26 protein-coding genes are annotated in these 26,348 nt (G+C 61.7%); 5 read left to right on the forward strand and 21 right to left on the reverse strand.

Annotation, left to right across the window (positions count from 1 at the left end; all coding sequences use genetic code 11):
* Positions 1-6: 6 nt before the first annotated feature.
* The 5 genes from P1U55_RS08465 to P1U55_RS08485 form a co-directional block, all read right to left on the reverse strand.
* The gene (locus P1U55_RS08465) at positions 7-1,251 is read right to left on the reverse strand and encodes a multidrug effflux MFS transporter (RefSeq protein ID WP_301047107.1); all 1,245 of its coding nucleotides are present in this window, start codon (positions 1,249-1,251) and stop codon (positions 7-9) included.
* Positions 1,251-1,892 (reverse strand): DsbA family oxidoreductase, encoded by a 642-nt coding sequence (locus P1U55_RS08470; RefSeq protein ID WP_301047108.1) that lies wholly within the window; start codon positions 1,890-1,892, stop codon positions 1,251-1,253. The genes P1U55_RS08465 and P1U55_RS08470 overlap by 1 nt, the downstream gene beginning before the upstream one ends.
* A 58-nt stretch (positions 1,893-1,950) precedes the next feature.
* Positions 1,951-3,423, reverse strand: coding sequence for a class I adenylate-forming enzyme family protein (locus tag P1U55_RS08475; protein WP_301047109.1), 1,473 nt, complete (start codon positions 3,421-3,423; stop codon positions 1,951-1,953).
* A gap of 198 nt (positions 3,424-3,621) precedes the next feature.
* A complete protein-coding gene (locus tag P1U55_RS08480) occupies positions 3,622-3,849 on the reverse strand; it encodes a hypothetical protein (protein WP_301047110.1) in 228 nt (75 codons plus the stop codon).
* Positions 3,850-4,055: 206 nt separating this feature from the next.
* A complete protein-coding gene (locus P1U55_RS08485) occupies positions 4,056-5,879 on the reverse strand; it encodes an extracellular solute-binding protein (protein WP_301047111.1) in 1,824 nt (607 codons plus the stop codon).
* A gap of 365 nt (positions 5,880-6,244) precedes the next feature.
* Here P1U55_RS08485 and P1U55_RS08490 point away from each other — a divergent pair, with 365 nt between their 5' ends.
* Both P1U55_RS08490 and P1U55_RS08495 read left to right on the forward strand, forming a co-directional pair.
* The gene (locus P1U55_RS08490) at positions 6,245-7,018 is read left to right on the forward strand and encodes a 3-hydroxybutyrate dehydrogenase (RefSeq protein ID WP_301047112.1); all 774 of its coding nucleotides are present in this window, start codon (positions 6,245-6,247) and stop codon (positions 7,016-7,018) included.
* Positions 7,019-7,022: 4 nt separating this feature from the next.
* On the forward strand, positions 7,023-8,129 hold the full coding sequence (locus tag P1U55_RS08495) for a patatin-like phospholipase family protein (RefSeq protein ID WP_301047114.1): 1,107 nt from the start codon (positions 7,023-7,025) through the stop codon (positions 8,127-8,129).
* A gap of 81 nt (positions 8,130-8,210) precedes the next feature.
* Here the strand turns inward: P1U55_RS08495 and P1U55_RS08500 are convergent, their stop codons facing one another.
* The 4 genes from P1U55_RS08500 to P1U55_RS08515 form a co-directional block, all read right to left on the reverse strand.
* Entirely contained in the window at positions 8,211-8,429 is a 219-nt protein-coding gene (locus tag P1U55_RS08500) for a hypothetical protein (protein ID WP_301047115.1), read from the reverse strand.
* Between the two features lie 147 nt (positions 8,430-8,576).
* Positions 8,577-9,407 (reverse strand): DUF502 domain-containing protein, encoded by an 831-nt coding sequence (locus P1U55_RS08505; protein ID WP_301047116.1) that lies wholly within the window; start codon positions 9,405-9,407, stop codon positions 8,577-8,579.
* A 75-nt stretch (positions 9,408-9,482) separates the two neighbouring features.
* The gene (locus P1U55_RS08510; RefSeq protein WP_301047117.1) at positions 9,483-10,409 is read right to left on the reverse strand and encodes a pseudouridine-5'-phosphate glycosidase; all 927 of its coding nucleotides are present in this window, start codon (positions 10,407-10,409) and stop codon (positions 9,483-9,485) included.
* A complete protein-coding gene (locus tag P1U55_RS08515; protein WP_301047118.1) occupies positions 10,406-11,293 on the reverse strand; it encodes a PfkB family carbohydrate kinase in 888 nt (295 codons plus the stop codon). Before P1U55_RS08515 ends, P1U55_RS08510 begins: the two co-directional genes overlap by 4 nt.
* Before the next feature lie 319 nt (positions 11,294-11,612).
* Between P1U55_RS08515 and rpsB the strand changes: the two genes are divergently transcribed.
* Both rpsB and tsf read left to right on the forward strand, forming a co-directional pair.
* A complete protein-coding gene (gene rpsB, locus P1U55_RS08520) occupies positions 11,613-12,443 on the forward strand; it encodes a 30S ribosomal protein S2 (RefSeq protein ID WP_301047137.1) in 831 nt (276 codons plus the stop codon).
* A 127-nt stretch (positions 12,444-12,570) separates the two neighbouring features.
* Positions 12,571-13,446 carry a translation elongation factor Ts gene (gene tsf / locus P1U55_RS08525; RefSeq protein ID WP_301047119.1) on the forward strand — a complete coding sequence of 292 codons (876 nt, stop codon included), beginning with the start codon at positions 12,571-12,573 and terminating at the stop codon, positions 13,444-13,446.
* Positions 13,447-13,943: 497 nt separating this feature from the next.
* On the opposite strand, the gene P1U55_RS08530 is transcribed toward tsf, so the two are convergent.
* The 12 genes from P1U55_RS08530 to P1U55_RS08585 form a co-directional block, all read right to left on the reverse strand.
* Positions 13,944-14,732 (reverse strand): LuxR family transcriptional regulator, encoded by a 789-nt coding sequence (locus P1U55_RS08530; RefSeq protein WP_301047120.1) that lies wholly within the window; start codon positions 14,730-14,732, stop codon positions 13,944-13,946.
* Positions 14,733-15,281: 549 nt separating this feature from the next.
* Entirely contained in the window at positions 15,282-15,707 is a 426-nt protein-coding gene (locus P1U55_RS08535) for a hypothetical protein (RefSeq protein ID WP_301047121.1), read from the reverse strand.
* A 298-nt stretch (positions 15,708-16,005) separates the two neighbouring features.
* On the reverse strand, positions 16,006-16,701 hold the full coding sequence (phoB, locus tag P1U55_RS08540; protein WP_301047122.1) for a phosphate regulon transcriptional regulator PhoB: 696 nt from the start codon (positions 16,699-16,701) through the stop codon (positions 16,006-16,008).
* A 5-nt stretch (positions 16,702-16,706) separates the two neighbouring features.
* Positions 16,707-17,441 carry a phosphate signaling complex protein PhoU gene (gene phoU, locus P1U55_RS08545; protein WP_301047123.1) on the reverse strand — a complete coding sequence of 245 codons (735 nt, stop codon included), beginning with the start codon at positions 17,439-17,441 and terminating at the stop codon, positions 16,707-16,709.
* A 4-nt stretch (positions 17,442-17,445) separates the two neighbouring features.
* Entirely contained in the window at positions 17,446-18,243 is a 798-nt protein-coding gene (gene pstB / locus P1U55_RS08550; protein WP_301047124.1) for a phosphate ABC transporter ATP-binding protein PstB, read from the reverse strand.
* Between the two features lie 17 nt (positions 18,244-18,260).
* Positions 18,261-19,562, reverse strand: coding sequence for a phosphate ABC transporter permease PstA (pstA, locus tag P1U55_RS08555; RefSeq protein ID WP_301047125.1), 1,302 nt, complete (start codon positions 19,560-19,562; stop codon positions 18,261-18,263).
* Positions 19,563-19,573: 11 nt separating this feature from the next.
* A complete protein-coding gene (gene pstC / locus P1U55_RS08560; RefSeq protein WP_301047126.1) occupies positions 19,574-20,950 on the reverse strand; it encodes a phosphate ABC transporter permease subunit PstC in 1,377 nt (458 codons plus the stop codon).
* A gap of 67 nt (positions 20,951-21,017) precedes the next feature.
* Complete coding sequence (locus P1U55_RS08565) at positions 21,018-22,055, reverse strand: substrate-binding domain-containing protein (protein ID WP_301047127.1); 1,038 nt, start codon at positions 22,053-22,055, stop codon at positions 21,018-21,020.
* Positions 22,056-22,189: 134 nt separating this feature from the next.
* Positions 22,190-23,236, reverse strand: a complete 1,047-nt coding sequence (locus P1U55_RS08570; RefSeq protein ID WP_301047128.1) for an ATP-binding protein — start codon at positions 23,234-23,236, stop codon at positions 22,190-22,192.
* A gap of 36 nt (positions 23,237-23,272) precedes the next feature.
* A complete protein-coding gene (locus P1U55_RS08575; protein ID WP_301047129.1) occupies positions 23,273-23,797 on the reverse strand; it encodes a gamma carbonic anhydrase family protein in 525 nt (174 codons plus the stop codon).
* Positions 23,794-24,438 (reverse strand): guanylate kinase, encoded by a 645-nt coding sequence (gene gmk, locus P1U55_RS08580; protein ID WP_301047130.1) that lies wholly within the window; start codon positions 24,436-24,438, stop codon positions 23,794-23,796. The genes P1U55_RS08575 and gmk overlap by 4 nt, the downstream gene beginning before the upstream one ends.
* A gap of 15 nt (positions 24,439-24,453) precedes the next feature.
* Positions 24,454-25,350, reverse strand: coding sequence for a YicC/YloC family endoribonuclease (locus tag P1U55_RS08585; RefSeq protein ID WP_301047131.1), 897 nt, complete (start codon positions 25,348-25,350; stop codon positions 24,454-24,456).
* A gap of 135 nt (positions 25,351-25,485) precedes the next feature.
* Between P1U55_RS08585 and P1U55_RS08590 the strand changes: the two genes are divergently transcribed.
* Positions 25,486-26,289, forward strand: coding sequence for a PAS domain-containing protein (locus P1U55_RS08590; protein ID WP_301047132.1), 804 nt, complete (start codon positions 25,486-25,488; stop codon positions 26,287-26,289).
* The last annotated feature ends 59 nt before the right edge of the window (positions 26,290-26,348 follow it).

Consider the following 26,348-nt stretch of genomic DNA (forward strand, 5'->3'; position numbering starts at 1 on the left):
CTTTTCTCACTGGGTATTTTCGGGTTCTTCCTCGCGTGCGCCCATCCAGATCATCAACGACAAAGCGATCACGCCGCAGATCATGCAACCCAGCACCAGCGGGTAAATGCTATCGGTGAACATCAGGCCGATGGGTGCTGCGACCAGCACCGAGAGCGCTGTGGCCAAGGCCCCGATCACCGATGAGGCGGTGCCTGCCATGGCGCCCATAGGCTCAAGCGCCAAGGTGTTGAGGTTGCCCATGGTGAGGCCCATCTGGAAAAAGATCATGACGACCCAGAAGAGGTAAATCCCGAAGAACAGGGTTTCTGGCAGGGGGATGAGCGAGGTGGTCGCAAGGCAGACCGCAGAGACCACCAGCGTGGCGATGAGCGCGCGCGTGACCATCCCGCGCATCCCGACCCGCATCACAAATCGGGCGTTCACGAAAGACGACGTGCCTGCGCAAACCGCGATGAAGGCGAACCAGAGGGTGAAGCTTTCGCCCTTGTCAAACAGCCGCTCGAACACCGGCTGCGTGGTGGAGACCATCGTGAAAAGCTGTGCCATAACAAAGACCTGCACGGCGACCGTAAAGCGAACCGTGCGGTTGGCCAGCACGATTTTGATGTTTGTCCACAGGATCGGGAGGCTGAAGGGTGTGCGGCGTTCGGGGGGCAGGGTTTCGGGCTGGCGGATGGCCAGCCAGAGGGTGGAGGTTGCGATGAAAACGACAAACACGAGGAAAATCGCCCGCCACCCGGCCAGCGCGATCACCTGCTCACCAATCAGCGGGGCAATGGCGGGAAAGAGCGAAAAGACGATGAAGATGAAAGACATGAGGCGGGCCATTTCGCGCCCCGAATAGAGATCGCGCACGATGGCGATGCCCACCACGCGGGGGCCAGCGGCACCGATACCCTGGATCACACGGGCGGCAAGCACCAGCTCAAGCGAGGGGGCGAGCCATGCCAGCAAGGCCCCGCCGATATAGAGCGAGGCGAAGGCAATGATCGTGGGTTTGCGCCCGAAGGTATCGGAGAGCGGGCCAGTGATGAGGGTGCCAAACCCCATGCCGAACAGGAAGGAGGTGACGATCAGCTGCGCCCGGTTGGGGGCCTCGGGGGTGAGGGCCTGCTCGATTGCGGGCAAGGCGGGCAGCATGGCATCGGTCGAGAAGGCGATCGTGGCAAACAGCATGGCCATGAGCGCGAGAAACTCGGTTTGGCCGATTTTTCGGATGCTGGAGGACGGCGACCCGGGCGCGGCCATCAATGGGAGCCGATCTGGCCGTTGATCTCATCGATGAGTTGCAACCACAGAGCGGTTGATTGCGCACCGGGGACCACATGCTGATTGGCGACGATATGGGTGGGCACGCCGGTGATGCCGCGCTCGCGGGCGTGGGCATCACGGGCCCGGATATCGGCTTCATCAGCGTCGGTTTCAAGCAGGCGGCGGATGGCGGCAGCATCCAGCCCGGCGGAATCGGCGATATCGGCCAGCACATCACGGTCTTCGATATCAAGGCCTGACATGAAGTATGCCTCAAAAAGCATTGAAACGACTGGCAATTGCCGTTTTTCAAGGCCAGCCCAATGGATCAGCCGATGGGCGTCGAGCGTATTGGGCGTGCGGGTGATTTGTTCAAAATTGATTTGCAGGCCGATCGCTTCGGCGCGCTTCACGATTGGCATGTAGGCTTCAACCGCGCCTTTTTGGCCGCCGAACTTTGCCTCAAGGTAGGCGCGTCGATCCATGCCGCCACGGGGCATGTCGGGGTTGAGCTGGAAGGGGTGATACTCAATCTCGAAGGGTTGGCGCGACACCTCAGCGAGGGCGCGGTCGAGGAGAGATTTTCCGATGAAGCACCAGGGGCAAATCGGATCGGAGAAGATATCGAGTTTGATCATGGTGTCTCTCTGGCATGGAAGAGAATGGAGGAAAAGGGGGAAGCCTGTGCGCTGGCGCTTAGGGCAGGGGGTGCTCGCGCAAGGCACGCCGGTTGATCTTGCCGTTGGCCGATTGGGGGAGCGCTGCGACATGGGTGAAAATGCGGGGGCATTTGTAGCGGGCGAGGCGGGCGGCGGCGTAGCTTTCCAGCACCTCCTCAGGGAGCGGCGTGGTGGAGGTGTAGAAGGTGCGGATCACGGTGGTATTGGCCTTGACCTCGGCCTCCACGGCGGCGGCGGCGGTGATATCGGGGTGGGAGGTGAGCGCGGCCTCGACCTCCAGCGGGGAAACGCGGTAGCCGCCTGCATTCATCATGTCATCATCGCGGCCAAGGTAGGTGATCGCGCCGTCCTCGCCCTGAGACACGGTATCCCCGGTGAGGAACCAATCGTCCTCATAGCGGGCGGCGGTTTCTTCGGGGGCGTTGAGGTAGCCGAGCATGAGGCCGGGATCTGAGGCATGAATGGCCAGTTCGCCGCTGTCGCGCACCATCACGCGGCGGCCCGGTTGCGGATAGCCGGTGGCACCGGGCGGTGCGGGGCGGTCGGGGGAGCCGGAGATGAAGGTGGAGCACTCTGACATGCCAAGCGCTTCGTAGATCATGGTGCCGGTGGCGTTGTTCCAGGCCGTGCGGATCGGTTCGGGGAGCTTTTCTCCGGCGGAAAGGCCATGGCGCAGGGTGGGCACGGTGAGGTCTCCGTGGTGGCGCAGCATCTGGCGGAAGACGCCGGGCGCGGCGGCAAAGAGCGTGGCACCATGGCGGGCCATCAACGCGGGGAGCTGTTGGGGCGTGGTGCCGGGCGCGGCGATGAGGGCGGTGGCGCCGATGGCCCAGGGGTCCATCAGGCCGGTGCCAAGTGTATAGGTCCAGTTGAAGGCACCGGCGTGGAGCAGGCGATCATCGGGTTGGAGGCCATACCAGCCCTCCCACATCATCCGCCGCGCCCAGACGGCGCGATGGGCGTGGACCACCCCGCGCGGGCGGCCCGAGGTGCCGGAGGTATAGATGATATAGGCGGGGCGGTTTGGATCGCCCATGTTGGCGGGGGTGGTGCCGTGGGATTCCATGGCGTGAAGCTCGGCCTCTGGCAGCACCGGCGCGGGATGATCGGGCAGGGCGATGCCCTCTCCGGCGATCACCAGCGCGGGATCAAGCTCTGCCGCGATGGCGGTGATTTCGGGCGCGGTGAGGGCGGCGGAGGTGGGCACCGGGAGCATCCCGGCCCAGATCGCGCCAAGGTAGGCCAGCGGAAACTCAACGGTGTTGCCCAGCCGCAAGAGGATGCGGTCACCGGGGGTGAGGCCACGGGCGAGCAGCCCGGCGGCGATGCCCTGAACGGCGGTTTGCAGCTCCCCATAGGACCACTGTGCGGCATGGTCGGGGCCTGCGATGACCAGCGCGGTTTTTGACGGGTCAGACTCGGCCGTGGCCAGCACATAGGCGGCCATGTTGAAGGGGGCGGGGCAGGAGGGAGCTGTCGAAATATTCATCGGGCTGAATTACGCGCGGGGCGGCGGCCTTGCAAGGGGTTGATTACGCTGAAAAGCCCGCAGGCATGGGGCGGGAGCCTGTGAGCATGATTTATCGCCGGGCGGATACAAAGGAAGATGTTGCCCTGCCGCGCGGGGAGCAGGGTGCGGCGGGGCTTTGGGGCACCTTGCCGCCGCAACCCAAGGCCGCAGCGGGGATCAGGCGGCGGCGAGGGTTTCGCGCTGGCGGCCAAAGCGCAGGAGCATGTCATCCACCGCGTCGCTGGCCTCGGCCAGTGTCAGCTCATGGGTGGCGGCGATATAGGCCACGAAGAGGGACCGGTTGCCGCGAAAGCGCTGGAGCGCGATCGGGTCAACATGCGGGTAGAGGTCAACGATCCTGGGCAATGCTTCTGCCCAATTTTCGAAGAGCTGTTTCCAAGCCATAAGTCGTCCTCCCGAGACCATGGTAGCGCCTTTGCTGATTCTCAGCAATTCGCGCGATGGTTGTTTTGGTGATCAGGCGCGGAAACAGGGGTTTACCGCTTGTTTTTATGTGCTCCGGGGGGCAATTCGCGCAAAACGGGGCCACCGGTGGCGGGCATATTGCTGGCGGGGGACTGCGCGGCGGGTTGGGACCCCGCAGGGCGGGGCTACTCCTCGGACCACCACCAGACATCGGGCTGGAACCCGGCCCAGTCACCATAGATTGGCAGGTGATCTTCGTTGTAGTGAAGCTGCTTTTTGAAGGCGAGGCGGGCCTCTGGCGAATACCACACCGGGATCACATAGCGCCCCGCCGTCAGCACCCTGTCAAGCGCGTGGGCGGCGGCCAGAAAATCCTCACGGCCCTCGGCGGTGAGCATGGCGTTGATCACGGCTTCGGCGGCGGGGCTGTTCATGCCCATGTAGTTGCGCGTGCCCGGTTTTTCGACACCCTCTGCGCCCCAGTAGAGCATTTGCTCATTGCCCGGAGACATGGAGAGGGGGCGGTTATACCAGGTCATGTCAAAATCGTAGTCGGTGGAGCGTTCCTTGTATTGGGCGCGGTCAATGGCGCTGACTTCCACCTGCATACCAAGGCGTTTCAGCCCCTGGATATAGGTATCGGCCACGTTGGAGGGCTGGGCGGCCCCCGATTGCAGCAGCAACTCAAAGGCGAAAGGCGCGCCTTCGGCGTTGCGCAACTGGCCGGCGTCATCCACCGTCCATCCGGCCTCGTTGAGCAGGGTCATTGCCTTGCGGATGTTGCGCCGGTTGCGCTCTGAGCCGTTGCCTTGGGGGAAGGTATAGCCCTCCAGAGCGCCGGGCGGCAGATCGGCGGCGAAGGGGGTGAGCAGGGCCTTGGTGGCCCCTTCGGCGGGGGCGCCGACCTTCATGCCGAGCTCGGAGTTGCAGAAGTAGGAGCAGATGCGCGGATCGCCTGCGTCATTCAGCTTTTCAGAGATGAACTCATAGTTGAAGGCGAGGATCATCGCCTCACGCACGCGCCAATCCTTGAAGATCTCGCGCCGGGTGTTCATCACCAGACCTTTCATGCCGGAGGGGCGCTGATGCGGGATCAACCGCTTGACGACCTCCCCCGATTGCACGGCGGGAAAATCATAGGAGGTGTTCCACTTGACGACGTTGAACTCACGGTTGGAGGAAAGCTCGCCAGCGCGGAAGGCTTCAAAGGCCACGTCACCATCGCCAAACCACTCGTAGCGCAGCTCATCAAAGTTGTGCTGGCCGCGGTTGAAGGGCAGGTCGCGGCCCCAATAGTCGGGGTTGCGTTTGAGGGTGATGGAGCGGCCCGGATCGACATTTTCCACGATGTAGGGGCCGGAGCCGATGGGCACACGCATGGAGCTTTCTTCAAAGTCCAGCCCCTCCCAATCGGCCTTTTTCAGCACCGGGCGCAGGCCCATCAGCAGGGGTAGCTCATTATCGGCCACGTTGAAGGTGATGCGCACGCCGCGCTCGCCCACAGGCTCGATCGAGGCGACCTTTTTCCAGGCGCCGTGATAGAGCGGGTGGCCGAGGGTGCCGAGGGTTTGATAGCTCCAGATCACATCTTCCACGGTGACGGGAGAGCCATCATGGAAGCGGGCCTCGGGGCGCAGGGTAAATTCCACCCATTCGCGGTTTGGCCCGGTTTCGACGGTTTCGGCGAGCAGCCCATAAAGGGTGAAGGGCTCATCATAGCTGCGCCCCAGCATGGTATCAAAGCTGAAGGCGCGAAAGCCATAGGGCGCGCGGCCCTTGAGGATGAAGGGGTGCATCGAATCAAAGCTGCCCACCTCGGATTGCACATAGGTGCCGCCCTTGGGGGCATCGGGGTTTACATAGGGCAGGGCGGTATAATCGGCAGGCAGGGCTGGCTCCCCGTACATCGCGATTCCATGCATTGGCTCAGCCGAGGCGAATCCCCCGAGGCCAATGATCACAGATGTGGCGAGAACGCGCTTGATAATCTGGAAATAATGGGAAGCCATATTGGCAACAATCCCCCTCTGCCCTTGTTTCTTTGAGCCAAATCCTAGCCGGGGAGTTGTGCCTTTTCAAACTTTTACCTTGGACATGAGCAGCTAAAGGCGTATAAAGGGGTCACTGCTCGATAGGTTTCTTGCCTGTATGAAACCTGCCTCAATAACTTGCGCCCGCCTTGTGCGGGCGTTTTTTTTGTGCTTGCGGCAGGGTGTGGTGAGGTTGGCGCACGCAGGGGCTGTGATCCCCATCTTGTGATGCGCCCAGGCCCGCCAGATTGACGCAGGCAGGGAACGTGGGATGACATAAGCGGTTTCTTTTGCAGGTGCAGCATCTAAGGTGCTGCCGAAAGAATTTGCAAAGGAGTCGTCCCATGGACCTTAAAGGAAAAACCGCCGTTATCACCGGATCGAACTCGGGCATCGGCCTTGGTGTGGCGTGGGAGCTTGCGCGGGCCGGAGCCAATGTGGTGCTAAACTCATTCACCGACCGCGAGGAAGATCACGCGCTGGCCGAAGAGATCGCCCAGGAGACCGGCGTGGAGGCGCGTTACATCAAGGCCGACATGAGCAAGGGCGACGAGTGCCGCGCGTTGATCGAGCAGGCGGGCGCTTGCGATATTCTGGTGAACAACGCGGGCATCCAGCATGTGGCCGCGATTGATGAGTTCCCGGTTGAGAAGTGGGATGCGATCATTGCCATCAACCTTACCTCGGCCTTTCACACTACTGCCGCCGCCCTGCCGGTGATGCGCAAGGCAGGCTGGGGCCGGGTGGTCAACATTGCCTCGGCGCACGGGCTGCGCGCTTCGCCGTTCAAAAGCGCCTATGTGTCGGCCAAGCATGGCATTGTTGGCATGACCAAGACGGTGGGGTTGGAAACCGCCAAAGAGCCGATCACCTGCAATGCGATTTGCCCCGGCTATGTGCTGACGCCGCTGGTGGAAGCGCAGATCCCCGACACCGCCAAGGAATACGACATGTCGGAGGATGAGGTGATTGCGAAGGTGATCCTTGAAAAGCAGCCCTCCAAGGAGTTTGCCACGGTTAAAGAACTTGGCGGCGTGGTGGTGTTCCTGTGTTCGGATGCGGCCGCGCAGATGACCGGCACCACGCTTAGCGTGGATGGCGGCTGGACGGCGGCCTGATCCTGTGACGGAAGTAAAGAAGGCAAAGAAAAAGGTCGCAATCAACCTCGCGCTTCAGGGTGGCGGCGCGCATGGCGCCTTTACCTGGGGCGTGTTGGACCGGCTGTTGGAAACTGGCGAGTTTGAGGTGGCCGCGATCAGCGGCACCTCTGCCGGGGCCATAAACGGTGCGGCGCTGAAATCGGGGATGGCGCGCGGCATGGAGGAGGGCGATGACGCCGCCCGCCAGATGGCGCGCGACGAAATGACGTGGCTCTGGGAGCAGATCGGGGCGCTGCCCGAAAGCGCGATGAGCCATTGGATGGCCCCTTTCATGCCCTCTGCCGAGATGGTTTCAAAAATGATGGAGTGGTCGCCCGCCTTTCTGATGCAGGAAACGGCGGCGCGGATTGCCTCGCCCTACAGCCTTGGCCCGCTTTACGAAAACCCGTTGAAACGCGTGGTTGATAAGTTTGATTACACCCATGTGTGCCACGGGTCGGGCCCGGAGTTTTACGTTTCGGCCACCAATGTGCGCACCGGGAAGATCAGGGTGTTTCGTGGCAAGGAGATCACGCCAGAGGTGATACAGGCCTCGGCCTGCCTGCCCACGGTGTTCCGCGCTGTTGAGGCAAAAGACCCGGTCACGCTGACCAATGAGTTCTGGTGGGATGGCGGCTATACCGGCAATCCGGCGCTGTTTCCGCTTTATGCGCATCATTTGCCGGATGACATTGTGCTGATCAACATCAACCCGCTTGAGCGCGAGACGCTGCCGCATACGCCGCAGGACATTGCCAACCGGGTCAACGAGATCAGCTTTAACGCCTCCTTGATGAGCGAGTTGCGCTCCATCGCCTTTGTGCAGCGGCTGATTGATGAGGGGCGGATGGACAGGGACGTGATGAAATATGTGCGCGTCCATATGATTGCCGACGATGATCTGATGAACGATCTGAGCGTTGCCACGAAATCCGTGCCCAACCCCTATGTGATCGCCGAGTTGAAAGACGCCGGGCGGCGGGCGGCGGCGAAGTTCTTGGCGGGAGACGCCAAGAAAGTGGGCCGCGAAAGCAGCATTGATCTGTCGGAAATGTATGGCGACGGGCTGGGCCGGGCTTATAGCCGGTAGAGCGGCACCATTCCGCCACGAGAAACAGCCGCGACCGGGAACCCCGGCGCGGCTTTTCTTCATGCGGTCAGCCGAAACGGCTTAGTTTGCCAATGCGGCCCCGAAGAGGACGAGCGCGGTCAGCGGCACGATGATGTCATGGCTGCCACCTGCGGCGGTATCGGCCATGATGGTATCACGCGGGGTTTGCGGCTCGGTGGTGGTCACTTCAGGCTCCATCACCGGTTCGTCATACCCGCCAGCGAGGGCGGCGGTGCCGGAAAGGGCGAGGGCAAGAGTGCCTGCAACAAGGTATTTCATGGGGATTTTCCCTCTGGTTTTCTACTCAAGGTGGAACTTAGGCGAAAATCGGGCGATCTCAACCAGACGTGGTGAAAAGACCACAAGATGTGGCGATTTGGTCGCATATTCTGGCGGGATCAGGCGGCGACGTCGCGGAAACGGCGCTCAGACGGTGCCCTGTTCGGTTTCTTCGGGCTTTTTCGCGGCTGCGGGCGGGGTTTCATTGGCCATAGAGGCGGCCAATGCAGGCGGCGACACGCCTTTGCCCTCTTTGTTGTTGGGGTAGACGAGGCCAGCCGAGATCACCAGTTTGGCGGCGTCCTCCACGGACATATCGAGCAGGATCACGTCTTTCTTCGGGACGAACAGCAAGAAGCCCGAGGTCGGGTTTGGGGTGGTGGGCAGGAAGACCGACAGCATTTCATCGCCATACGGGGTTTTTGCAGCGACCTCGCCCTTGGCTTTGGTGGAAATAAAGGCAATCGCCCATATCCCCTCGCGCGGGTATTGCAGCAGGCAGGCGGTATCAAAGTTGGTTTCGGTCTGGGCAAAGACCGTTTCGGCGATCTGTTTCAGCCCGTTGTAGACGCTGCGCACGATCGGCATCCGGTCTACCATGCTTTCGGCCCACCGCAGGATGCTCCGGCCCAGGAACCCTTTGGCCAGCCAGCCGACGAGGATGGTGAACAGCAGGAACACCACCACGCCAACGCCTCGGATATTCACCTTGATGGGATCGCAGGCGGGATCGGCGGCGTTACAGCCAAAGTAGCGATTGATGATCGCATCGGGGTGGTAGGCACCCGGCACGAAGGGCATCACCACGCCATCGACCCAGCCGATCACTGTCCAGATCAGCCAGATGGTTACGGCGACAGGCCCAACCACCACAAGCCCGGTCAGGAACGATGCCCGCAGCCCGGAAAACCAGCCGGGGCGGCGGGGTTGGGGGTGCGGATCAAGCGGATTGTCTTGCGGGGGCTGCTGTTTCGCCATTTGGCCTGGGCACTCCTTGGGCGTTAGCATCACAGTTAGGCTGCGGTGCAGCATCTCGCAAGGGAGGGACGGGCGTTAACCGCTTTGATTTGCCCGAATTCCGACGATTTCGGCTGCAATCCGGGCGGCGAGGCGGGCGTTGTGCAAAACCAGCGCAATATTGGCGGTCAGCGAGCGGCCCTCGGTGGCGTGATAGATATGATCCAGCAGGAAAGGGGTAACGTCCTTGGCGGCGATGCCCTTTGCCTTTGCATCCGCCAAAGCGGCTTCAATCACGGGGGCGAGCTCGTCACCGGGGATTTCGGCCTCTTCGGGGATGGGATTGGCCACAAGGTGGCCGCCGGGCAGGCCAAGTGCGGCGCGGGTGATATGGGCGCGGGCGACCTCAAGCGCGGTATCGGCCCGCAGCGGAGAGGCCATGCCGGAGCGGCGGGACCAGAAGGCGGGCAGCTCGTCTTGCCCCATTGTGATGACAGGAACGCCAAGGGTTTCAAGAACTTCATAGGTTTTCTTCAAGTCAAGAATTGCCTTGGCTCCGGCAGCGACCACGGTGACGGGGGTGGCGGCAAGTTCTTGCAGGTCCGCCGAGATATCAAAGCTGAGTTCGGCGCCGCGATGCACGCCGCCGATGCCGCCGGTGGCAAATACCTCGATCCCCGCCAGATGCGCGCCGATCATGGTGGCGGCCACGGTTGTGGCCCCGGTGCCGCCACTGGCAATGCAATAGGCCAGGTCGGCGCGCGACAGTTTGGCGACATTACTGGCCTGAGCCAGCGCCTCAAGCTCAGGGCTGGTGAGGCCTGCGTGCAGCACGCCATCCATCACCGCGATGGTGGCGGGCACGGCCCCGGCGGCGCGCACCTCTTCCTCAACCGCACGGGCTGTTTCAAGGTTTTGCGGATAGGGCATGCCGTGGGTGATGATGGTGCTTTCCAGCGCCACAACGGGGCGGTTATTGGCAAGCGCTTCAATAACTTCCGGGGTTTTCTTGATGTCGATCACAGGCGGGTTTCTCCTGATACATAGGCCGCAGTCACGGCTTGGGCATGGGTCAGCGCCCCGGCGCGCGGCTTGCCGGCCATTTCGGCGGCGATATGGGCGGCCATGAAGGTATCCCCGGCGCCGGTCACGCGGGTCACCATCACGGCGGGCGGGGTGGCACAGTGGCTTTCTTCTGCGCAGGCATCGCAGGTGGGTTTGCCGCCATCTGTCACCAGAACCCGCGCCGCCCCCCGGGCGACGAGCGCCTGCGCGGCGGTTTCGGCACTGTCGAAACGCTCCTGCGCGAGGAGCCCGGCCTCGGCGCGGTTCAGGTAGAGCGTGGTGCCGGGGTGGCCGAGCAGCGGCAGCAAGCGCTCGGCCTTGCCCGGCGAGGCGGGGGCGAGGCGCAGATCGGCCTTGGCAAAAAGGGGGCTTTCGCCGATTTGCGCCAGCAACTGCTCGGTCAGGTTGCCATCGAGCGCGATGCAGCCGGAAAACGGCACTTCGGGAGAGCCAAGGCGGCCATCGGACAAAGGCGCAAGGATCTTGTCTCCTGCTGCCTCAAGCGAATGGGCATCGGCAATCGCCGCGATCAGCCCGCCCGCGCCCTCAATCGCCATATAGGCATCGGTCGGCAGATCAGAGCGGTAGATATGGGTGGTGTCGAGGCCAAGCAGTGCACAGCGCTCCACCAGCTCATCGCCCGCCTCATCGGTGCCCACCGCAGAGAGCAGGGCAGGCACTTGCCCGGCGCGGCGTAGCGCCATGGCGATATTCAGCGCCACCCCGCCGGGGATGCGGCTGATCCGGCCCGGCACATCTGCGCCCACCGTCATCACCGAGGGGGTGCGGCCGATCACATCCCAAAGGACCGAGCCGATGCAAAGAAGGGGGGCGCTGCTCATGGCGTTGTTCTGGCCTGCGGCTGAAACCAACGCAAGGCATGTTTCCACCCATTGCGTTTGCCGGGATGGTGCCACGCTGAAGAGCTTTGCGGCGGCGCTTGAGGTGCGCGCCACGCTTCCGGGGGCCGGGCGGGTGGCCTGCGGGTTTCAAGGGGAGATCACGTTTTCCCTTGCGCTGCTCGCAGATCACTTCTATACGCGCGCTCACTTCACAGGCGGGGCTTGGGCCTTTGCGGGGAGACATCCCGCACAGGTCCGCCGGTTGGGCGCATGCCCTCACTGTCCCGCCGAGGCGCAAACCGGAAAAGGAACATTGGACATGGCGCTCCCTGAATTTACCATGCGTCAGCTGCTTGAAGCTGGCGTACACTTTGGCCACCAGACCCAACGCTGGAACCCCCGTATGGGCGAGTTCATCTATGGTGACCGTAACGGCATTCACATTCTCGACCTGACGCAAACCGTCCCCATGCTGGACGCCGCGCTCAACGTTGTGCGTGAAACCGTGGCCAAGAACGGCCGCATCCTCTTTGTTGGCACCAAGCGCCAGGCTCAAAAGCCGATCGCCGATGCCGCCGAGAAATGCGCGCAGTACTACATGAACCACCGTTGGCTTGGTGGCACGCTGACCAACTGGAAAACCGTTTCCCAGTCGATCCAGCGGCTGAAAGCCATCGACGAGCAAGCGGCCATCGGCTTTGAGGGGCTCACCAAGAAAGAGCGTCTTGGGATGGAGCGTGAGCAGGGCAAACTGGAAGCCTCGCTTGGCGGTATCCGCGATATGGGCGGTGTGCCTGATCTGCTGTTCGTGATCGACGTGAACAAGGAAGATCTGGCCATTGCAGAAGCCAAGAAGCTGGGCATCCCGGTTGTGGCTGTGGTTGACACCAACTGCTCGCCCGATGGTGTGGATTACATCATCCCCGGCAACGATGACGCGGCGCGCGCCATTGGCCTTTACTGCGATCTCGTGGCCCGTGCTGCGCTGGACGGCATGACCGCCCAGATGGGGGCTGCCGGTGTGGATGTTGGCGCCTTTGAAGAGGCCGTGGCCGAAGAAGCTCTGGCCGCCGAGGCTGCCGAAGCCGAAGCTGAAGCCAAAGCCGCAGCACCTGCCGCTGCCGCCGAAGACGCCCCGGCCGAAAGCTGAGGCTGATGCGCAAAGGGGGCAGGGGGCCTGGCCCTTTGCCCCGAGCGCATTGTCATACCGCTGATATACGGGTGGGCCATACCCGCCCGATCCCCTATGCAAGACAACCTCCAAGAGGAGTTTCAAAATGGCTATTACCGCTGCACTGGTGAAAGAGCTGCGCGACACGACGGGCGCTGGCATGATGGACGCCAAGAAGGCGCTGACCGAAACCGATGGTGACATGGAAGCCGCGATCGACTGGCTGCGCACCAAGGGCCTTGCAAAAGCCGCCAAGAAATCGGGCCGCACCGCTGCCGAGGGCCTCGTTGCCGTAAAAGTTGAGGGTGGCAAGGGCGTTGCTGTTGAGGTCAACTCCGAGACTGACTTTGTGGGCAAGAACGCGGACTTCCAGCAAATGGTTGCCGACATTGCCAACGTGGCCATGACCGTTTCTGACGTTGAGGCGCTGAAAGCCGCTGACATGGGCGGCAAGACCGTTCAGGACGTGGTGACCGACAAGATCGCCACCATCGGTGAGAACATGTCGATCCGCCGGATGGCCGTGATCGAGGGCACTTCGGTTGTGTCTTATGTTCACAATGCCGCCGCTGAGGGCATGGGCAAGATTGGCGTGCTGGTTGCGCTTTCGGGCGACAACGAAGCCTTTGGCAAGCAGGTTGCGATGCACATCGCCGCCGCCAACCCGGCCTCACTTTCGGAAGCTGACCTTGACGCAGCCGTGGTGGAAAAAGAGCGCCAGATCCAGATCGAGATTGCCCGTGAAAGCGGCAAGCCGGAGCAGGTGATCGAGAAGATGATCGTGGGCCGGATGAAGAAGTTCCTCTCCGAAGTCACGCTTCTGGGCCAGGCCTTTGTCGTCAACCCTGACCTGACCGTCGCACAAGCAGCTGAAGAGGCTGGCGTTGAGATCACCGGGTTTGCGCGCCTTGAAGTGGGCGAGGGGATCGAGAAGGTTGAAGAGGACTTTGCCGCCGAAGTGGCCAAGGCCGCTCAGGGCTGAAATCCGCCTTTACACAGCATTGGAAAGCGCCGTCCGTTAGGGCGGCGTTTTTCGTTTTAGAGCGTGTCGCGTTCATTCGAATTCACGCGACACGCTCTAACTTATTGATTTCGCATGTTCGAGAAGCTCAAAACCGGTTCCCACTTTTGAGCAACATGCTCTAGAATGGGGGGTTGGGTGGTATGGCGGCGCCACCTGTTGGGGACAAGGCGACGCCGCCGAAGCTCCGCAAACTGCCTCATCATTTGGGAATGAGGATCAAGCAGCTGCGGAAGTCGTGGTGCCGACCCGAAAGTGGAAAATTCACTTCAGGCCGGCGATCCGGTTTCCCGGGGTGCGCAGGCTTGCATCCAGTATCGTGACGCCGTCCGTTGCACCGAAAGTTCCTAGGCTAATGCCACCACTCACGGAACGCCCTGAACCTGCCGGGTCACGTTGGGGAAGGAAAGCCGCGAAGGCCAATAAGCGGATTTTTGCCCGGCCTTTTCACGCTAGTTTCACGGAAGGCGCGGGTTTGATCCGTCTGGTGCGGTTGAGACCGTTTCAAAAAGGAAAATCTGGTTCTGAACGCTGGCCTTCATCACCGCCTGGGCGGTGGTTTCGACAGAAAGGGTTTCTCGGGCGAGGCGCAGGTGCTTTTCAACGGTGGCGGCAGTCAGCCCCATGATGGTGGCAATGTCTTGCGTTGTCTTGCCATCGGCAACCCATTCCAGCGCCTCCCGCTGGCGTGGTGTCAACGCACGGCGACCGCCGGTGTGAGGCAGGTCGATGATCTTGAGATGGGCGATATTGCAGAGCGCCCAAAGATCGCGGCCATGGGCCTTCCAGATCGCATCAGCCTCGCGCTGGCTCATGCCTTCCGGCGCGCCAAGCCCGATGCCGCCCGCCGCACGCAGGCTCGATTTCGGAAAGCTGAGAGTATAGCCAACGGTGAGATTTTGGCTCTGGTTGAAGGCAAAAACCCGTTGCTCACCCTCGGTCAGTTCGCCACGGGCGGCTCGCTCTGCCACCCAGTTCCACGGGTTCGCGCCAGTGTTGGACAGCCCCCAGCGCACCATCGGCGCATCGTACCAGAGATCACCTTCAATGAAGCGCTCGACATAGGATTCAGGCAGGGTGGTGAGGATCAGCAGATCGCGCCGGTCGCCCAGGTGATTGCCGGTGCGATGACAGGTGTAGCCATAGATCAGCCGGGTAAAGCCATAGCCCGCGATGGCCTTTGAGAGATAGGCCCACAGGCTTTCGATGTCGCTGAACGCGACGATCTGTTCGACATCTTCAAGCATGACGTATTACCCAAAAGCCGCGCCAAGACATCCGTGACCGACCCCCTGGTTTTTAAGGGTTGTTTAGTGAACATATTCACCCATGTCGATAAGACCTTCGCGTAATCTTACGAGAAGTTGATGGAGGGGGTAACTTCCCGGTGTTGAGGCATTCTGGGAGAAGTGTTGGGATGCAGGTGGTTAGGCTGCGATCTTCATTTAGCTACATTACATAATACCGATTATCGGATAAACGTATGTGACCGCAAACGCATCCGGCTGGAAGTCAATTACCTGACGCGCATGGTCTCGTCGGCAAGTACGACGACGTGTACGAGATGCCGGATACGAGAAGCCGGACGGGCGAATTCAGGACCGCACCAAAGGCGTCGCCCTGCCCTGCAGCATCTTCAATCCGCAGCCGCGCCGCCACCAAAGGTCAAACCTGTCAGCGCGAAGAACGGTTACAAAAAGACTGGCCGCCGCCCGCCAGGACGACCTTCAAAGATGGAAGCGTATTATGAGCGCAGGCGTGCGGAACGAGCGGCGGAGAGCCGATGAGTATTACCCTTATGACCTTGAGTAAACGACGCCTAGCAACCTCTCTCCCACTTGGTGATACTTCACAGACGCCCAGAGACCGATAAGCGCTTCTTCATCAGATATCTGCCTTTTAAACTCGTTGCATTTCCTGACCCCGCCATCTTCAAGATGTTCGTCCAGCAGTATTCGGCTCGGAGTAAAGTTAGAAAATCTAAAATACATATAGACGAACGCTATCAACTGACGCTTTTCCAAGGAAGACAGGTATTTTTCGATATTGGACGAAGCAGATTGAACAGCGTCAAAGCTGCTTTCGCGAGCCGCACGCTCAAGGTCAACGAACAGAGAAAATAGCTTTAGATCTGTCAAGGTCAGCTGCCCGTCAGGCGTATTCTCAACACCGTGGATGATGAGCTTTTCCTTAACGAATTGATAAATCGAAATCTCGGTCATAGTTGCAGTATGCATCTTCGCCACCTTGACTGCAAAGTCGTTCACAAGCCATCACCCGCAAGGCTTTTCAGCCCTGCGATATTTGAGGTCTCCGAGCTGCCAAGCCTTGCTCCCATCAGCGCTCATGAGTGACATCTCTACTTTGTGTAACCAGTGACATTTCTACTTGGTTGCAACGTGGTGTGCCCATTGGAGGGAACGCAAAAGCCCCCCCCCTTTAGTGTTGACGGCCGCGATGGCGTCACCGTCAACCTCTCCGTCACGAAACTGCCCATCGGCCTCGCTGCCGCCAGTCGCCCTACCCCAGCGCGTAGCCGGCGCCGCGGACGGTGCGTAGCAGGTCGTTGCCGCCGTGGACGCTGAGAGCTTTGCGCAGGCGGCCTATGTGGACATCGACTGTGCGGGTGTCGACGTAGATGTCGCGGCCCCAGACCCGATCCAGCAGTTGTTCGCGGCTCCAGACACGGCCGGGTTTTTCCATGAAGGTGGTCAGCAGGCGAAATTCCTTTGGGCCGAGCTTCAGCTCCTTGCCGCCCCGCTCAACGCGGTGGGTTTCGGAATCGAGGGTGACATCGTCAAACTCAAGGCGCGCGCCAACCGTGGAGGGCCTTGTGCGGCGCAGTTGGGCGCGGATTCGGGCCATCAGTTCGATCACGCTATAAGGCTTGATCACATAGTCATCGGCACCGGTTTCAAGCCCCCTCACCCGGTCCACCTCTTCGGCGCGGGCTGACAGCATGATGATCGGGATGGCGCTGGTTTTGGCGCGCAGTTTCAGGCGGCGGCACACTTCGATGCCCGAAAGCGATGGCAGCATCCAATCCAGCACGATCAGGTCTGGCTGCTCTTCTTCAACCAGCAGGAGCGCGTCGTCGCCATTGTCGGCGGAGACGATAGCAAAGCCTTCGGCTTCGAGATTATAGGTCAACACCTCCCGCTGGGCAGGCTCGTCTTCGACGATCAAAACGAGAGGCTGGGCTGTTGTTTTGCTCATGTCAGTTACTCTGAATGGTCTATCTCATAGGCGGCTTTGCTGTCTTTCGGGCGCGGCTCATCCGGCATTTCGCCGGTGACGAGGTAGATCACCTGCTCGGCGATTGAGGTCACGTGATCGCCCATGCGCTCGGTGTTTTTAGCGATGAAATGCAGGTGCATACAAGCGGTGATGCTGCGCGGATCTTCCATCATGTAGGTGAGGAACTCGCGGAAAAGCGCGTTATACATCTGATCAATCTCGCGGTCGCGTTCGCGCACATCCATGGCCAGATCGGCATCACGCTGGATATAGGCATCAAGCGCGTCTTTCAGCATCGCCTCGACGGCGCGGCACATCCGGCGGATCGAGGTGGTCGCGCCTTCGATGGGATCAAGCTGCACCAGCACGCCGGTGCGCTTGGCCATGTTCTTGGCATAGTCCCCTACCCGCTCAAGATTGCCCGAAATCTTCAACACGGTAAGCGTGGTGCGCAGATCGGCGCCCATGGGCGCGCGCAGCGCGATTAGGCGGGCCACCTCCTGGGCCACCTGCTCTTCGAGCGCGTCAATTGCCTTGTCGCCTTCGCGCACGCGAGCCGCGCTTTCATCATCGCGGGCATCGAGCGAGGCGGCAGCATCGGTGATGGCGGTTTCAACGAGGCCGCCCATTTTCATGATCATCGCCTGAATGCCTTCAAGGTCACGATCATAGGCGGAGACGATGTGCTGTTCGTTAGGGGGAAACGAGGGATTTGCCATGAGATCAACCAATCTTGCCGGTGATGTAGGATTCGGTGCGCGGGTCTTGCGGGTTTGTGAAAATCTGCCCGGTTTCGCCAAATTCAACCAGGGCGCCGAGGTGGAAGAAGGCGGTTTTCTGGCTGACGCGGGCGGCCTGTTGCATGGAGTGGGTGACGATCACCACCGAGTAGCTGGTGCGCAACTCGTCGATCAGCTCTTCAACCTGCGAGGTGGCGATGGGATCAAGCGCCGAGCACGGCTCATCCATCAGCAGCACTTCGGGCTCGGTGGCGATGGCGCGGGCGATGCACAGGCGCTGTTGCTGGCCGCCGGATAGGCCGGTGCCGGGGGCATCGAGCCGGTCTTTCACCTCATCCCAGATGGCCCCGCGGCGCAGCGACCTTTCGACGATCCCGTCAAGCTCGGCCTTGTTGCGGGCCAGCCCGTGGATGCGCGGCCCGTAGGCCACGTTGTCATAGATCGACTTGGGGAACGGATTGGGCTTTTGAAAGACCATGCCCACCTTGGCGCGAAGCTGCACCGGATCAACCGACTTGTCGTAGATATCCTCACCATCAAGGGTGATGCTGCCCCGCACGCGGCAGGTGTCGATGGTGTCATTCATCCGGTTGAGGCAGCGCAGGAAGGTTGATTTGCCGCAGCCCGAAGGGCCGATGAAGGCGGTTACGGTGTGGTCTTCGATATCCACATCCACATCCTTGATGGCCTGTGTCTCGCCATAGTGGACCTGCACGCCACGGGCCGCGATTTTGATGGTGTCACTGTCCACTATTCTCTCCAGCGGTCTCATATCATTCATTTTTTCGCTCCCTCGCCCTACCAGCGCCGTTCAAATTTTTGCCGCAAGAAGATTGCGATGCCATTCATGATGATCAGGAAGCCGAGCAACACGAGGATAGCGGCGGATGTCAGCGAAACAAAGCCCCGCTCCGGGCTGTCGGCCCAGATCAGGATTTGCGTTGGCAGGGCTGTTGAGCTGTCAAACGGGCTGCTTGCGGCGGATGTGATGGAGGCGTTCATGCCGATCAGCAAGAGCGGCGCGGTTTCACCGAGTGCTTGCGCCAGGCCGATGATCGTGCCGGTGAGGATGCCGGGCATGGCCAGCGGCAGGACGTGTTGGAACACCATTTGCTGTTTGGAGGCCCCCAGCCCCAGAGCGGCCTCGCGGATCGAGGGGGGCACGGCCTTGAGCGCGTTGCGGGTGGCGATGATGATCGTGGGCATGGTCATCAGCGCCAGCGTCAGCCCGCCCACAAAGGGGGCGGAGCGCGGCATTCCGAACCAGCCGATGAACACCGCCAGCGCCAGCAGGCCAAACACCACAGAGGGCACGGCGGCGAGGTTGTTGATATTGACCTCGACGAAATCGCTCATCTTGTTTTTGGGCGCGAACTCTTCAAGGTAGATCGCTGCGCCGATCCCGAGGGGAAAGGCGATGACAAAGCAGGTGATCAGCACCCAGAAAGAGCCGATCAGCGCCCCCTTGAGGCCCGCCAGTTCCGGGAAGCGGGAGTCGGCATCGGTGAAGAGGCCGATGTTGAAGGGTTTGGTGATCGCGCCCTCGGCCTGGAGCCTGTCAAACCAGGCGATTTGCGCGTCTTTCACGCGGCGGTTGGTTTCGGGAGTTTCGCGCTTGATCAGCCCTTTGTTGAGCTGGTCGTAGGGGTCGGAAACCGGCACCGTGAGGGTGATGGTTTGCCCGATGAGCGAAGGGTCAGCCACCACGCGATCGCGCAGATCAAACTGTGCGCCGTTGGAAAGAATGCCCCCGACGGCGCGGGCGGTGGCGCGGTCATCCATGTCGACGCCGGGCAGCATTTGGCCAAGCGAGGCGGCGAGCACATCATCAAACCCGCCGCGCGGCAACCGCTCAAGCGGGACCTCTGCGGGGTCGATATAGACATCGAGGGTGATGTTGGTTTCGGTGAAGGCCTGCCAGCCGGTGCGCACCATCGAGGCGACCAGAAGGAAGAGCATCAGGAAGGCAATCGAGATGGCGGCGATGCCGATCCATTTGAGGCGCGATTGCTTGCGGCGGCGGCGGCGCAGCGAGGCGGCGACCAGATCGGTGGTGCGGCGCGGGCTGCTGAAGCCGGGATCAAGGGAGGTGTCGGTCATATTCAGGGGCCTCAATCGTAGGCTTCGCGGTATTTGCGCACGATGCGCAGGGCGAGGATGTTGATCATCAGCGTGACGAGGAAGAGCATCATGCCAAGGGCGAATGCGGCGAGGGTTTTGGGGTTATCAAAGGAGGTGTCGCCGATCAGCAAGGTCACGATCTGAACGGTGACGGTGGTGACGCTATCGAGCGGATTGATGGTCATCTTGGCGATCAGGCCCGCGGCCATGACCACGATCATGGTTTCACCAATCGCCCGGCTGACGGCCAGCAGCACGCCCCCCACGATCCCCGGAAGAGCGGCGGGAAACAGCACGGTTGTCATCATCTCGCCGCGCGTGGAGCCAAGGCCAAGCGCCCCGTCGCGCAGGGCGCGGGGCACGGCAGAGAGCGCATCATCGGTGAAGGAGGAGATGAACGGGATCAGCATGATACCCATCACCCCGCCTGCGGCGAGCGCTGTATTCGGGGCCACATCAATGCCGATGCTCTGGCCAAAGGAGCGGATGGCCGGGGCGATCACCAGGATCGCAAAGAAGCCGTAAACCACCGTTGGCACCCCGGCGAGGATTTCAAGCATCGGCTTGATGACAGAGCGCAGGCGGGGTGGGGCAAATTCATTGAGGTAGATCGCCGAGAACAGCCCGACAGGCACGGCGACCACAAGCGCGACCACGGTGATCACGATGGTGCCAAGGATCACCGGCAGCCAGCCAAAGGCGCCTTCGGCGGCGATCTGGTCTTCGCGCAGCGGGATTTGCGGCTCCCAGTTGGTGCCAAAGAGGAACTCGGTGAGCGGCACCTTCTCGAAAAAGCGCAGGGTTTCGTAGGAGAGCGAGATCACGATGCCGACGGTGGTCAAAATCGCGACGACGGAGCAGAAGATCATCAGCCCGTTGACGATTTTCTCGACCCCCTGGCGCGCCCGGAACGCGGCCGTGACCTTACTGCGGGCAAAGGCAATGATCGCCAGCGACAGCAGGGCGACCACGATCACCAGCATCCAGCCAGCGGTGGCCTTGAGGGCGGTGTAATGCTCGGCGGCGGCGAGTTTCCAGTCTTCCGGGGTGCCAAAGATCTGCCCGAGCGAGATGGATTTGATCTCGGCCAGCACAAGCTGTGTGCCCCCCTGCCCCAGCCCTTCCAAAGCGCCGGGCGGCAGGTTGCCCATGGTGATGGCGTCAATGACCGGCCCCTGAAGGACCAGCCAGAGCAGGATTGCCGTAAGCACCGGGACCAGAACCATCAGCGCCGAAAACAGCCCGTGATAAGAGGTCATCGAGTGCAGCCGCTCGCCGCGATCCCGCACCGTGCGCGCGGCGATCCGGTTGAGCAGATAGCCTGCAATGGTAGCGATGATGAGCAGCAGGAACGCAAGGCCGGTCATGGAAAACCCTTGTCAGAAGTGGTCCTCGGGCCGACTATCAGCCCGAGGAGCGCGTGTTGGATGGGGCTTACTTGGGAGCGGCCATCGCGGCGCCGTTCAGCACCGTGTCCTGAAGCTCGGCGCGGCGGTCATCGGCCAGGGCAACAAGGCCGCGCTCGGCGAGGTAACCATCGGCCTCAAGCGCGTCATCCGACATATACTCTTCGATGAACTCGTTGAGGTTGGGGATGACACCGCGGTGGGCGTTCTTGACGTAGAAGTAGAGCGGGCGCGACACCGGGTAGGATTTATCGGCGATGGTCTCGGTCGAGGGCGCAACGCCTTCGATCTTCACGCCTTTCAGCTTGTCGAGGTTCTCATAGAGGAACGAGTAGCCGAAGATGCCCATGGCATTGGCGTCGGCCTCAAGGCGCTGAACGATCAGGTTGTCGTTCTCGCCGGCTTCCACGAAGGGGCCGTCGGTGCGCATGCGCGAGCAGTTTTCTTTCACCCAGTCGCCGCCAAAATCACCAGCGGAGACATACTCAAGCTCTTCGCAACCGGCGTGCATGGCCAGCTCGACAAAAGCGTCACGGGTGCCGGATGTGGGCGGAGGGCCGTAGGCGAGGATTTCCACGGCGGGAAGGTCTTCGCGGATTTCGTTCCACATCTTGTAGGGGTTGTCTTTCCACTCGCCGTCAACCGGCACCTGAGCGCCGAGGGCGAGGTAGATTTCACCCAAGGTGAGATCCCAGTCGTAATCGTTGGCGCGCGAGATGGCGACGGAGAGGCCGTCAAAGCCGATCAGGGCTTCGGAGACGTCGGTCACGCCGTTTTCCTGGCACAGCTTGTATTCAGAAGCTTTCATCGCCCGCGAAGCGCCGGTGATGTCGGGGTGTTGCTCGCCGATGCCGCCGCAGAAAATCTTCATGCCGCCGCCAGTGCCGGTGGATTCAACGACGGGCGAAGGCGCGCCGGTGTTGTTGGCGAACTGCTCGGCCACCGCTTGGGTGTAAGGGAACACCGTGGACGAGCCGACGATGCGGATTTCGTCACGCGCGGCCGCGGCAGTTGCAGAAACGGCCAGAACGGCCAGCGTCGAAACAGTCATCTTGGTGAAGGACATTGAAAACTCCGTGTCATGTCAGGCACGCCCCATTTCCGTCCGGGGGCGTTTCACAGCGCCGTTTCTGGGGGCCGCGTGTTAGCCTTTTGTGACGGCTGAGTAACAGTTTTATGACAGGGATCGCGAAAGCAGGGTCAAGCGGAAGCGGTGGCCGGTGTTTGCGGCAAAAAGACCGAGAAACAGGCCCCCTCCCCCAACTCGCTTTCAATCTGGAGGCGTCCCCGGTGGCGGGCGACGATGTGTTTGGCAATGGCCAGCCCAAGGCCGGTGCCGCCCATTTCGCGCGAGCGATGCGAATCGGCGCGGTAAAAGCGCTCGGTCAGGCGCGGGATATGCAGCGGATTGATTCCATCGCCATAATCGCGCACATCCACCCGCAGCGCATTGCCGCGCAGCGCCGCCATATGCGGCAGGCGCGTGAGCGTGACATCTATCTTTTTTCCGGCGGCGCCGTATTTGAGCGCGTTTTCCACGAGGTTGGTGAACACCTGGGTCAGCTGGTCAGCATCGCCCGGCACGGTGGTATCCTCACAGTCGATCACCAGATTGAGCGCCATGCCGCCCTCTTCGGTGATGGGCTTCAGCGTGTTGGTGACAGATTGCAGGATCTGCGCCAGATCGACGGTGTTGGACGGGCGTTGCATGGCCACCGCCTCAACCCGCGACAGAGACAGCAGATCGCTCACCAGCCGGTTCATGCGGGCGGTTTCACGCTCCATGATGCCAAGGAATCGCTCCCGCGCCGGGGCATCTTCGCGGGCGGGGCCGCGCAGGGTCTCGATGAAGCCGATCAGCGCGGTGAGCGGGGTTTTCAGCTCATGGCTGACATTGGCCACAAAATCGCGGCGCATCTGGTTGGCGGCCTCCGATTGGCTGAGATCTTCAAATGCCAGCACCACGCGCGACTGGACCGGGCTGGCGGTGATGCGGAAGATCTGCTCGCCCTGCCCCTCCACCCGGCGAAACCGGTCCGTGCCGGGGGTGTTATGGCGCAGGCAGTTTTCGATCAGTTCGGCAACGGCGGGTTGGCGCATTTGCAACGAATAGTGCCGCCCCATGCCAAGCCTGCCAAAAAGCTCGGCGGCGGGGTCATTCACGGCCTCGATGCGCTCATCGCTGCCAACGATGATGAGCGGCATCGGGATGGCAGCGATCAGGCTGTCGATTTCGGCGGAGGGCATGGGGGCCTCGTGGCTAAGGGCGGGGGTGGCGCGAGCCTAGGCCGGTTTCAGGCCAGTGCGGAAGCGGCGCATATTTGCATGATACTTCCTGGCCGAGCTGCGCAGCCCTTCTATGGCGGCCTCGTCAAGCTGGCGCACCACCTTGCCCGGCGCGCCCATCACAAGGCTGCCATCGGGGATTTCCTTGCCTTCGGTGATCAGCGCCCCTGCCCCGATCAGGCAGTTTTTGCCGATCTTCGCGCCGTTCAACACGGTGGCGCCCATGCCGATCAGACTGTTTTCACCGATGATGCAGCCGTGCAGCATGGCCTTGTGGCCGATGGTGCAGCCCGGCCCGATGATGAGCGGGCAGCCGGGATCTGTGTGGCACACGGTATTTTCCTGCACGTTGGAGCCTGCGCCAACGCGAATTTCCTCGTTATCGCCGCGCAGGGTGCTGCCAAACCAGACGGAAGCGCCGCTCTCAAGCACCACCTTGCCGATCAGGTTTGCATCGGGCGCGACCCAATAATCGCCATCCTCGGGGAGGTCGGGAGCGATTCCGTCAAGTGCGTAGATCATCGGTTTTCCTTTTCGCGGAACTGGTCGTGCAAGGCGCGGACATGGGTGCCCAGATCGGGCTGCTGGGGACGGCGCAGGCGCTCGGCCTCGACAATGGTGCGCAGGCGGGCTTCGGTTTCGTCGAGATTATCGTTGATCAGCACGTAATCATAGCTGTCCCAGTGGCTGATCTCGTCCCAGCTTTTCTGCATCCGTTTGGAGATGGTTTCCGGCGCGTCCTGCCCACGCTCTATCAGGCGGCGGCGCAGCTCGGTGATGGAGGGCGGCAGGATGAAGATCGAGAGGGTGTGCTTGCCAAGCTCGGAATTGCGGATTTGCTGTGCGCCCTGCCAATCGACATCAAACAGCACATCGCGCCCTTTGCTGATCGCGGCGCGCACCGGGCCTGCGGGGGAGCCGTAGTGATTGCCAAACACATGGGCGTGCTCAAGCATCTGCTCGTCGGCCACCTGCGCGCGAAACTCGGCCTCGCTGAGGAAGTGGTAATGCACGCCATCTTCCTCGCCGGGCCGTGGCGGGCGGGTGGTGGCGGAGATCGAGAAGGACAAGGTGGGATCCCAGGCGATCAGCCGCCGGGCGAGCGTAGATTTGCCTGCGCCCGAAGGCGAGGACAGGATGATGAGCAATCCGCGCCGGGCCATGGGCCGCCTCCCTCTCTACTCCACGTTCTGAACCTGCTCCCGCATCTGGTCGATGGTGGCCTTGAGGTCAAGCCCGATCCGGGTGAGTTCAACCGCCTGCGCCTTGGAGCAGAGCGTATTGGCCTCGCGGTTGAATTCCTGACACAGAAAATCCAGCTTGCGCCCGATGGCGTCTTCACTTGCCAGCAAGGCGCGGGCGGCCTCTATATGGGCTGCGATCCGGTCGATCTCTTCGGTGACGTCGGATTTGAGCGCCAGCATGGCCACCTCTTGGGCGACACGGTCTTCATCAAGGCCGCGGGTGTTTTCGAGAACACGGGCGAGGTTCTGGCGCAGGCTGTCGGCCATTTCTGCCTTGCGCTCCTCGGCGATCGGGCGGGCCTCGGTGATAAGTTTTTGCATCTTGTCGAGATGGGCCAGCAGCAGCGCATGAAGCGCGGCGCCTTCGGTGGCGCGCATCTCCAGGAAGGCTTCGAGGAGCGGGACAAAATCCCCCATCAGCTTGGCGCGAAGTGCGGCGCGCTCCCCCTCGGGCAGTTCGGCGGGATCGTCGGCAATGCCTTTCATCGAGAGGATCTCGGCAGTGGTCGGGGCATTCAGCTCTACCCCCGCGCGCTCGGCCTCAAGGGTGATTTGCGACAGCGCCGAAAGCACCTGGCTGAGTTGCGCGCCATCAAGGCGCATCTGCCCTGAGCCACCGGCGCGCTGGATCCGCAAGGTAAGGCTCACGTTGCCCCGATCAAGGTGACGCGAGAGTTCGGTGCGCAGCCCCTGCTCCAGCCCGCCGATCCATTCGGGCAGGCGAAAGCGCAGGTCCAGCCCCTTGCCGTTGACGGAGCGCATTTCCCAAGACCAGTTGAAGTCAGCGCCTTGGTGCGCGCGGGCGGCGAAGCCTGTCATGGAGTTAACCATTTAACGTTTTTGTCCCCAAAAATGTACCGGGTCGTGCAATATTAACATTTAGGTAATCTTCCTTGTCATAGGGTTAACAGAGCAATGCCCCTGCGACAACAGACGGGAATGTGACGCAAACGCAAGGGTGGCGACATGACGTGGCAAAATGGCGGCGATTCGGGGGTGGTATCGCTGATGGACTATAACAATGACATTCGGTTCCCGGCGGTTAACGCGCTGCGGAACTATTGGGACAGGTTGCGCGGCGGGCGCGATGTGCCCACACGCGCCGAGGTTGACCCCAGGGCGATTGAAGACCAGCTTGAATATACCTTCATCCTGGAGCGGATCGCGCCCGGCGTTGGCCGCTTTCGCCTCGCGGGGATGCACCTGAATGACCTGATGGGGATGGAGGTGCGTGGCATGCCGCTCACCTCGGTTTTCATGCCCGAGCACCGCGCCACGGTGAGCCGGGTGTTGGAGGATGTGTTTGCCGGGCCGTCGATTGGCACCTTGACCCTTGCAGGCGAGCGCGGCGTAGGCCGCCCGCCGATGGATGGCAAGATGCTGCTGCTGCCGCTGGGCTCGGATTTTGGCGATGTCAGCCGCGCTTTGGGCTGCCTCACCACCATTGGCCCCGCAGGCCGCACCCCGCGCCGCTTTACGGTGAAGGAAGAGTTGGTTGAGCAGGTGCGCCCGGATGGCGCGGACCAGCCCGCCCCCCCAAACCCCGCCAGCCCGCGTGACCGCACCGCCCGGCTTTTGGCGCAAGCAGAGGCCGCGCGGCGGGACCCAGAAACAACCGGCGGCTTTGCGGAGCCCGCGGCCCCCTACGCGCCGCAGCCTTCTGGCCGCGCGCGGCTCGGTGCGAAGCCGCGCCTTTATGTGGTTGGCTCTGATGACGATCCGATAGCGGCAAAGCAGCGCCGCCGCGAAGAAAGCGACCAGACAAGCTGAGCGAACAGCCCAGACGGACGAGGCCATAGCAAAACACACACAGAAAAGCGGCGCGCCCT

This window comes from Vannielia sp., assembly GCF_029212645.1.
Lineage (GTDB): Bacteria > Pseudomonadota > Alphaproteobacteria > Rhodobacterales > Rhodobacteraceae > Vannielia.

Bases quoted from the DNA above. Each gene is read 5' to 3' on its own strand.
- P1U55_RS08465 (WP_301047107.1), bottom strand. From the start codon at position 1,251: ATGGCCGCGCCCGGGTCGCCGTCCTCCAGCATCCGAAAAATCGGCCAA.
- P1U55_RS08470 (WP_301047108.1), bottom strand. From the start codon at position 1,892: ATGATCAAACTCGATATCTTCTCCGATCCGATTTGCCCCTGGTGCTTC.
- P1U55_RS08475 (WP_301047109.1), bottom strand. From the start codon at position 3,423: ATGAATATTTCGACAGCTCCCTCCTGCCCCGCCCCCTTCAACATGGCC.
- P1U55_RS08480 (WP_301047110.1), bottom strand. From the start codon at position 3,849: ATGGCTTGGAAACAGCTCTTCGAAAATTGGGCAGAAGCATTGCCCAGG.
- P1U55_RS08485 (WP_301047111.1), bottom strand. From the start codon at position 5,879: ATGGCTTCCCATTATTTCCAGATTATCAAGCGCGTTCTCGCCACATCT.
- P1U55_RS08490 (WP_301047112.1), top strand. From the start codon at position 6,245: ATGGACCTTAAAGGAAAAACCGCCGTTATCACCGGATCGAACTCGGGC.
- P1U55_RS08500 (WP_301047115.1), bottom strand. From the start codon at position 8,429: ATGAAATACCTTGTTGCAGGCACTCTTGCCCTCGCCCTTTCCGGCACC.
- P1U55_RS08505 (WP_301047116.1), bottom strand. From the start codon at position 9,407: ATGGCGAAACAGCAGCCCCCGCAAGACAATCCGCTTGATCCGCACCCC.
- P1U55_RS08515 (WP_301047118.1), bottom strand. From the start codon at position 11,293: ATGAGCAGCGCCCCCCTTCTTTGCATCGGCTCGGTCCTTTGGGATGTG.
- rpsB (WP_301047137.1), top strand. From the start codon at position 11,613: ATGGCGCTCCCTGAATTTACCATGCGTCAGCTGCTTGAAGCTGGCGTA.
- tsf (WP_301047119.1), top strand. From the start codon at position 12,571: ATGGCTATTACCGCTGCACTGGTGAAAGAGCTGCGCGACACGACGGGC.
- P1U55_RS08530 (WP_301047120.1), bottom strand. From the start codon at position 14,732: ATGCTTGAAGATGTCGAACAGATCGTCGCGTTCAGCGACATCGAAAGC.
- P1U55_RS08535 (WP_301047121.1), bottom strand. From the start codon at position 15,707: ATGACCGAGATTTCGATTTATCAATTCGTTAAGGAAAAGCTCATCATC.
- phoB (WP_301047122.1), bottom strand. From the start codon at position 16,701: ATGAGCAAAACAACAGCCCAGCCTCTCGTTTTGATCGTCGAAGACGAG.
- phoU (WP_301047123.1), bottom strand. From the start codon at position 17,441: ATGGCAAATCCCTCGTTTCCCCCTAACGAACAGCACATCGTCTCCGCC.
- pstB (WP_301047124.1), bottom strand. From the start codon at position 18,243: ATGAATGATATGAGACCGCTGGAGAGAATAGTGGACAGTGACACCATC.
- pstA (WP_301047125.1), bottom strand. From the start codon at position 19,562: ATGACCGACACCTCCCTTGATCCCGGCTTCAGCAGCCCGCGCCGCACC.
- pstC (WP_301047126.1), bottom strand. From the start codon at position 20,950: ATGACCGGCCTTGCGTTCCTGCTGCTCATCATCGCTACCATTGCAGGC.
- P1U55_RS08565 (WP_301047127.1), bottom strand. From the start codon at position 22,055: ATGTCCTTCACCAAGATGACTGTTTCGACGCTGGCCGTTCTGGCCGTT.
- P1U55_RS08570 (WP_301047128.1), bottom strand. From the start codon at position 23,236: ATGCCCTCCGCCGAAATCGACAGCCTGATCGCTGCCATCCCGATGCCG.
- P1U55_RS08575 (WP_301047129.1), bottom strand. From the start codon at position 23,797: ATGATCTACGCACTTGACGGAATCGCTCCCGACCTCCCCGAGGATGGC.
- gmk (WP_301047130.1), bottom strand. From the start codon at position 24,438: ATGGCCCGGCGCGGATTGCTCATCATCCTGTCCTCGCCTTCGGGCGCA.
- P1U55_RS08585 (WP_301047131.1), bottom strand. From the start codon at position 25,350: ATGGTTAACTCCATGACAGGCTTCGCCGCCCGCGCGCACCAAGGCGCT.
- P1U55_RS08590 (WP_301047132.1), top strand. From the start codon at position 25,486: ATGACGTGGCAAAATGGCGGCGATTCGGGGGTGGTATCGCTGATGGAC.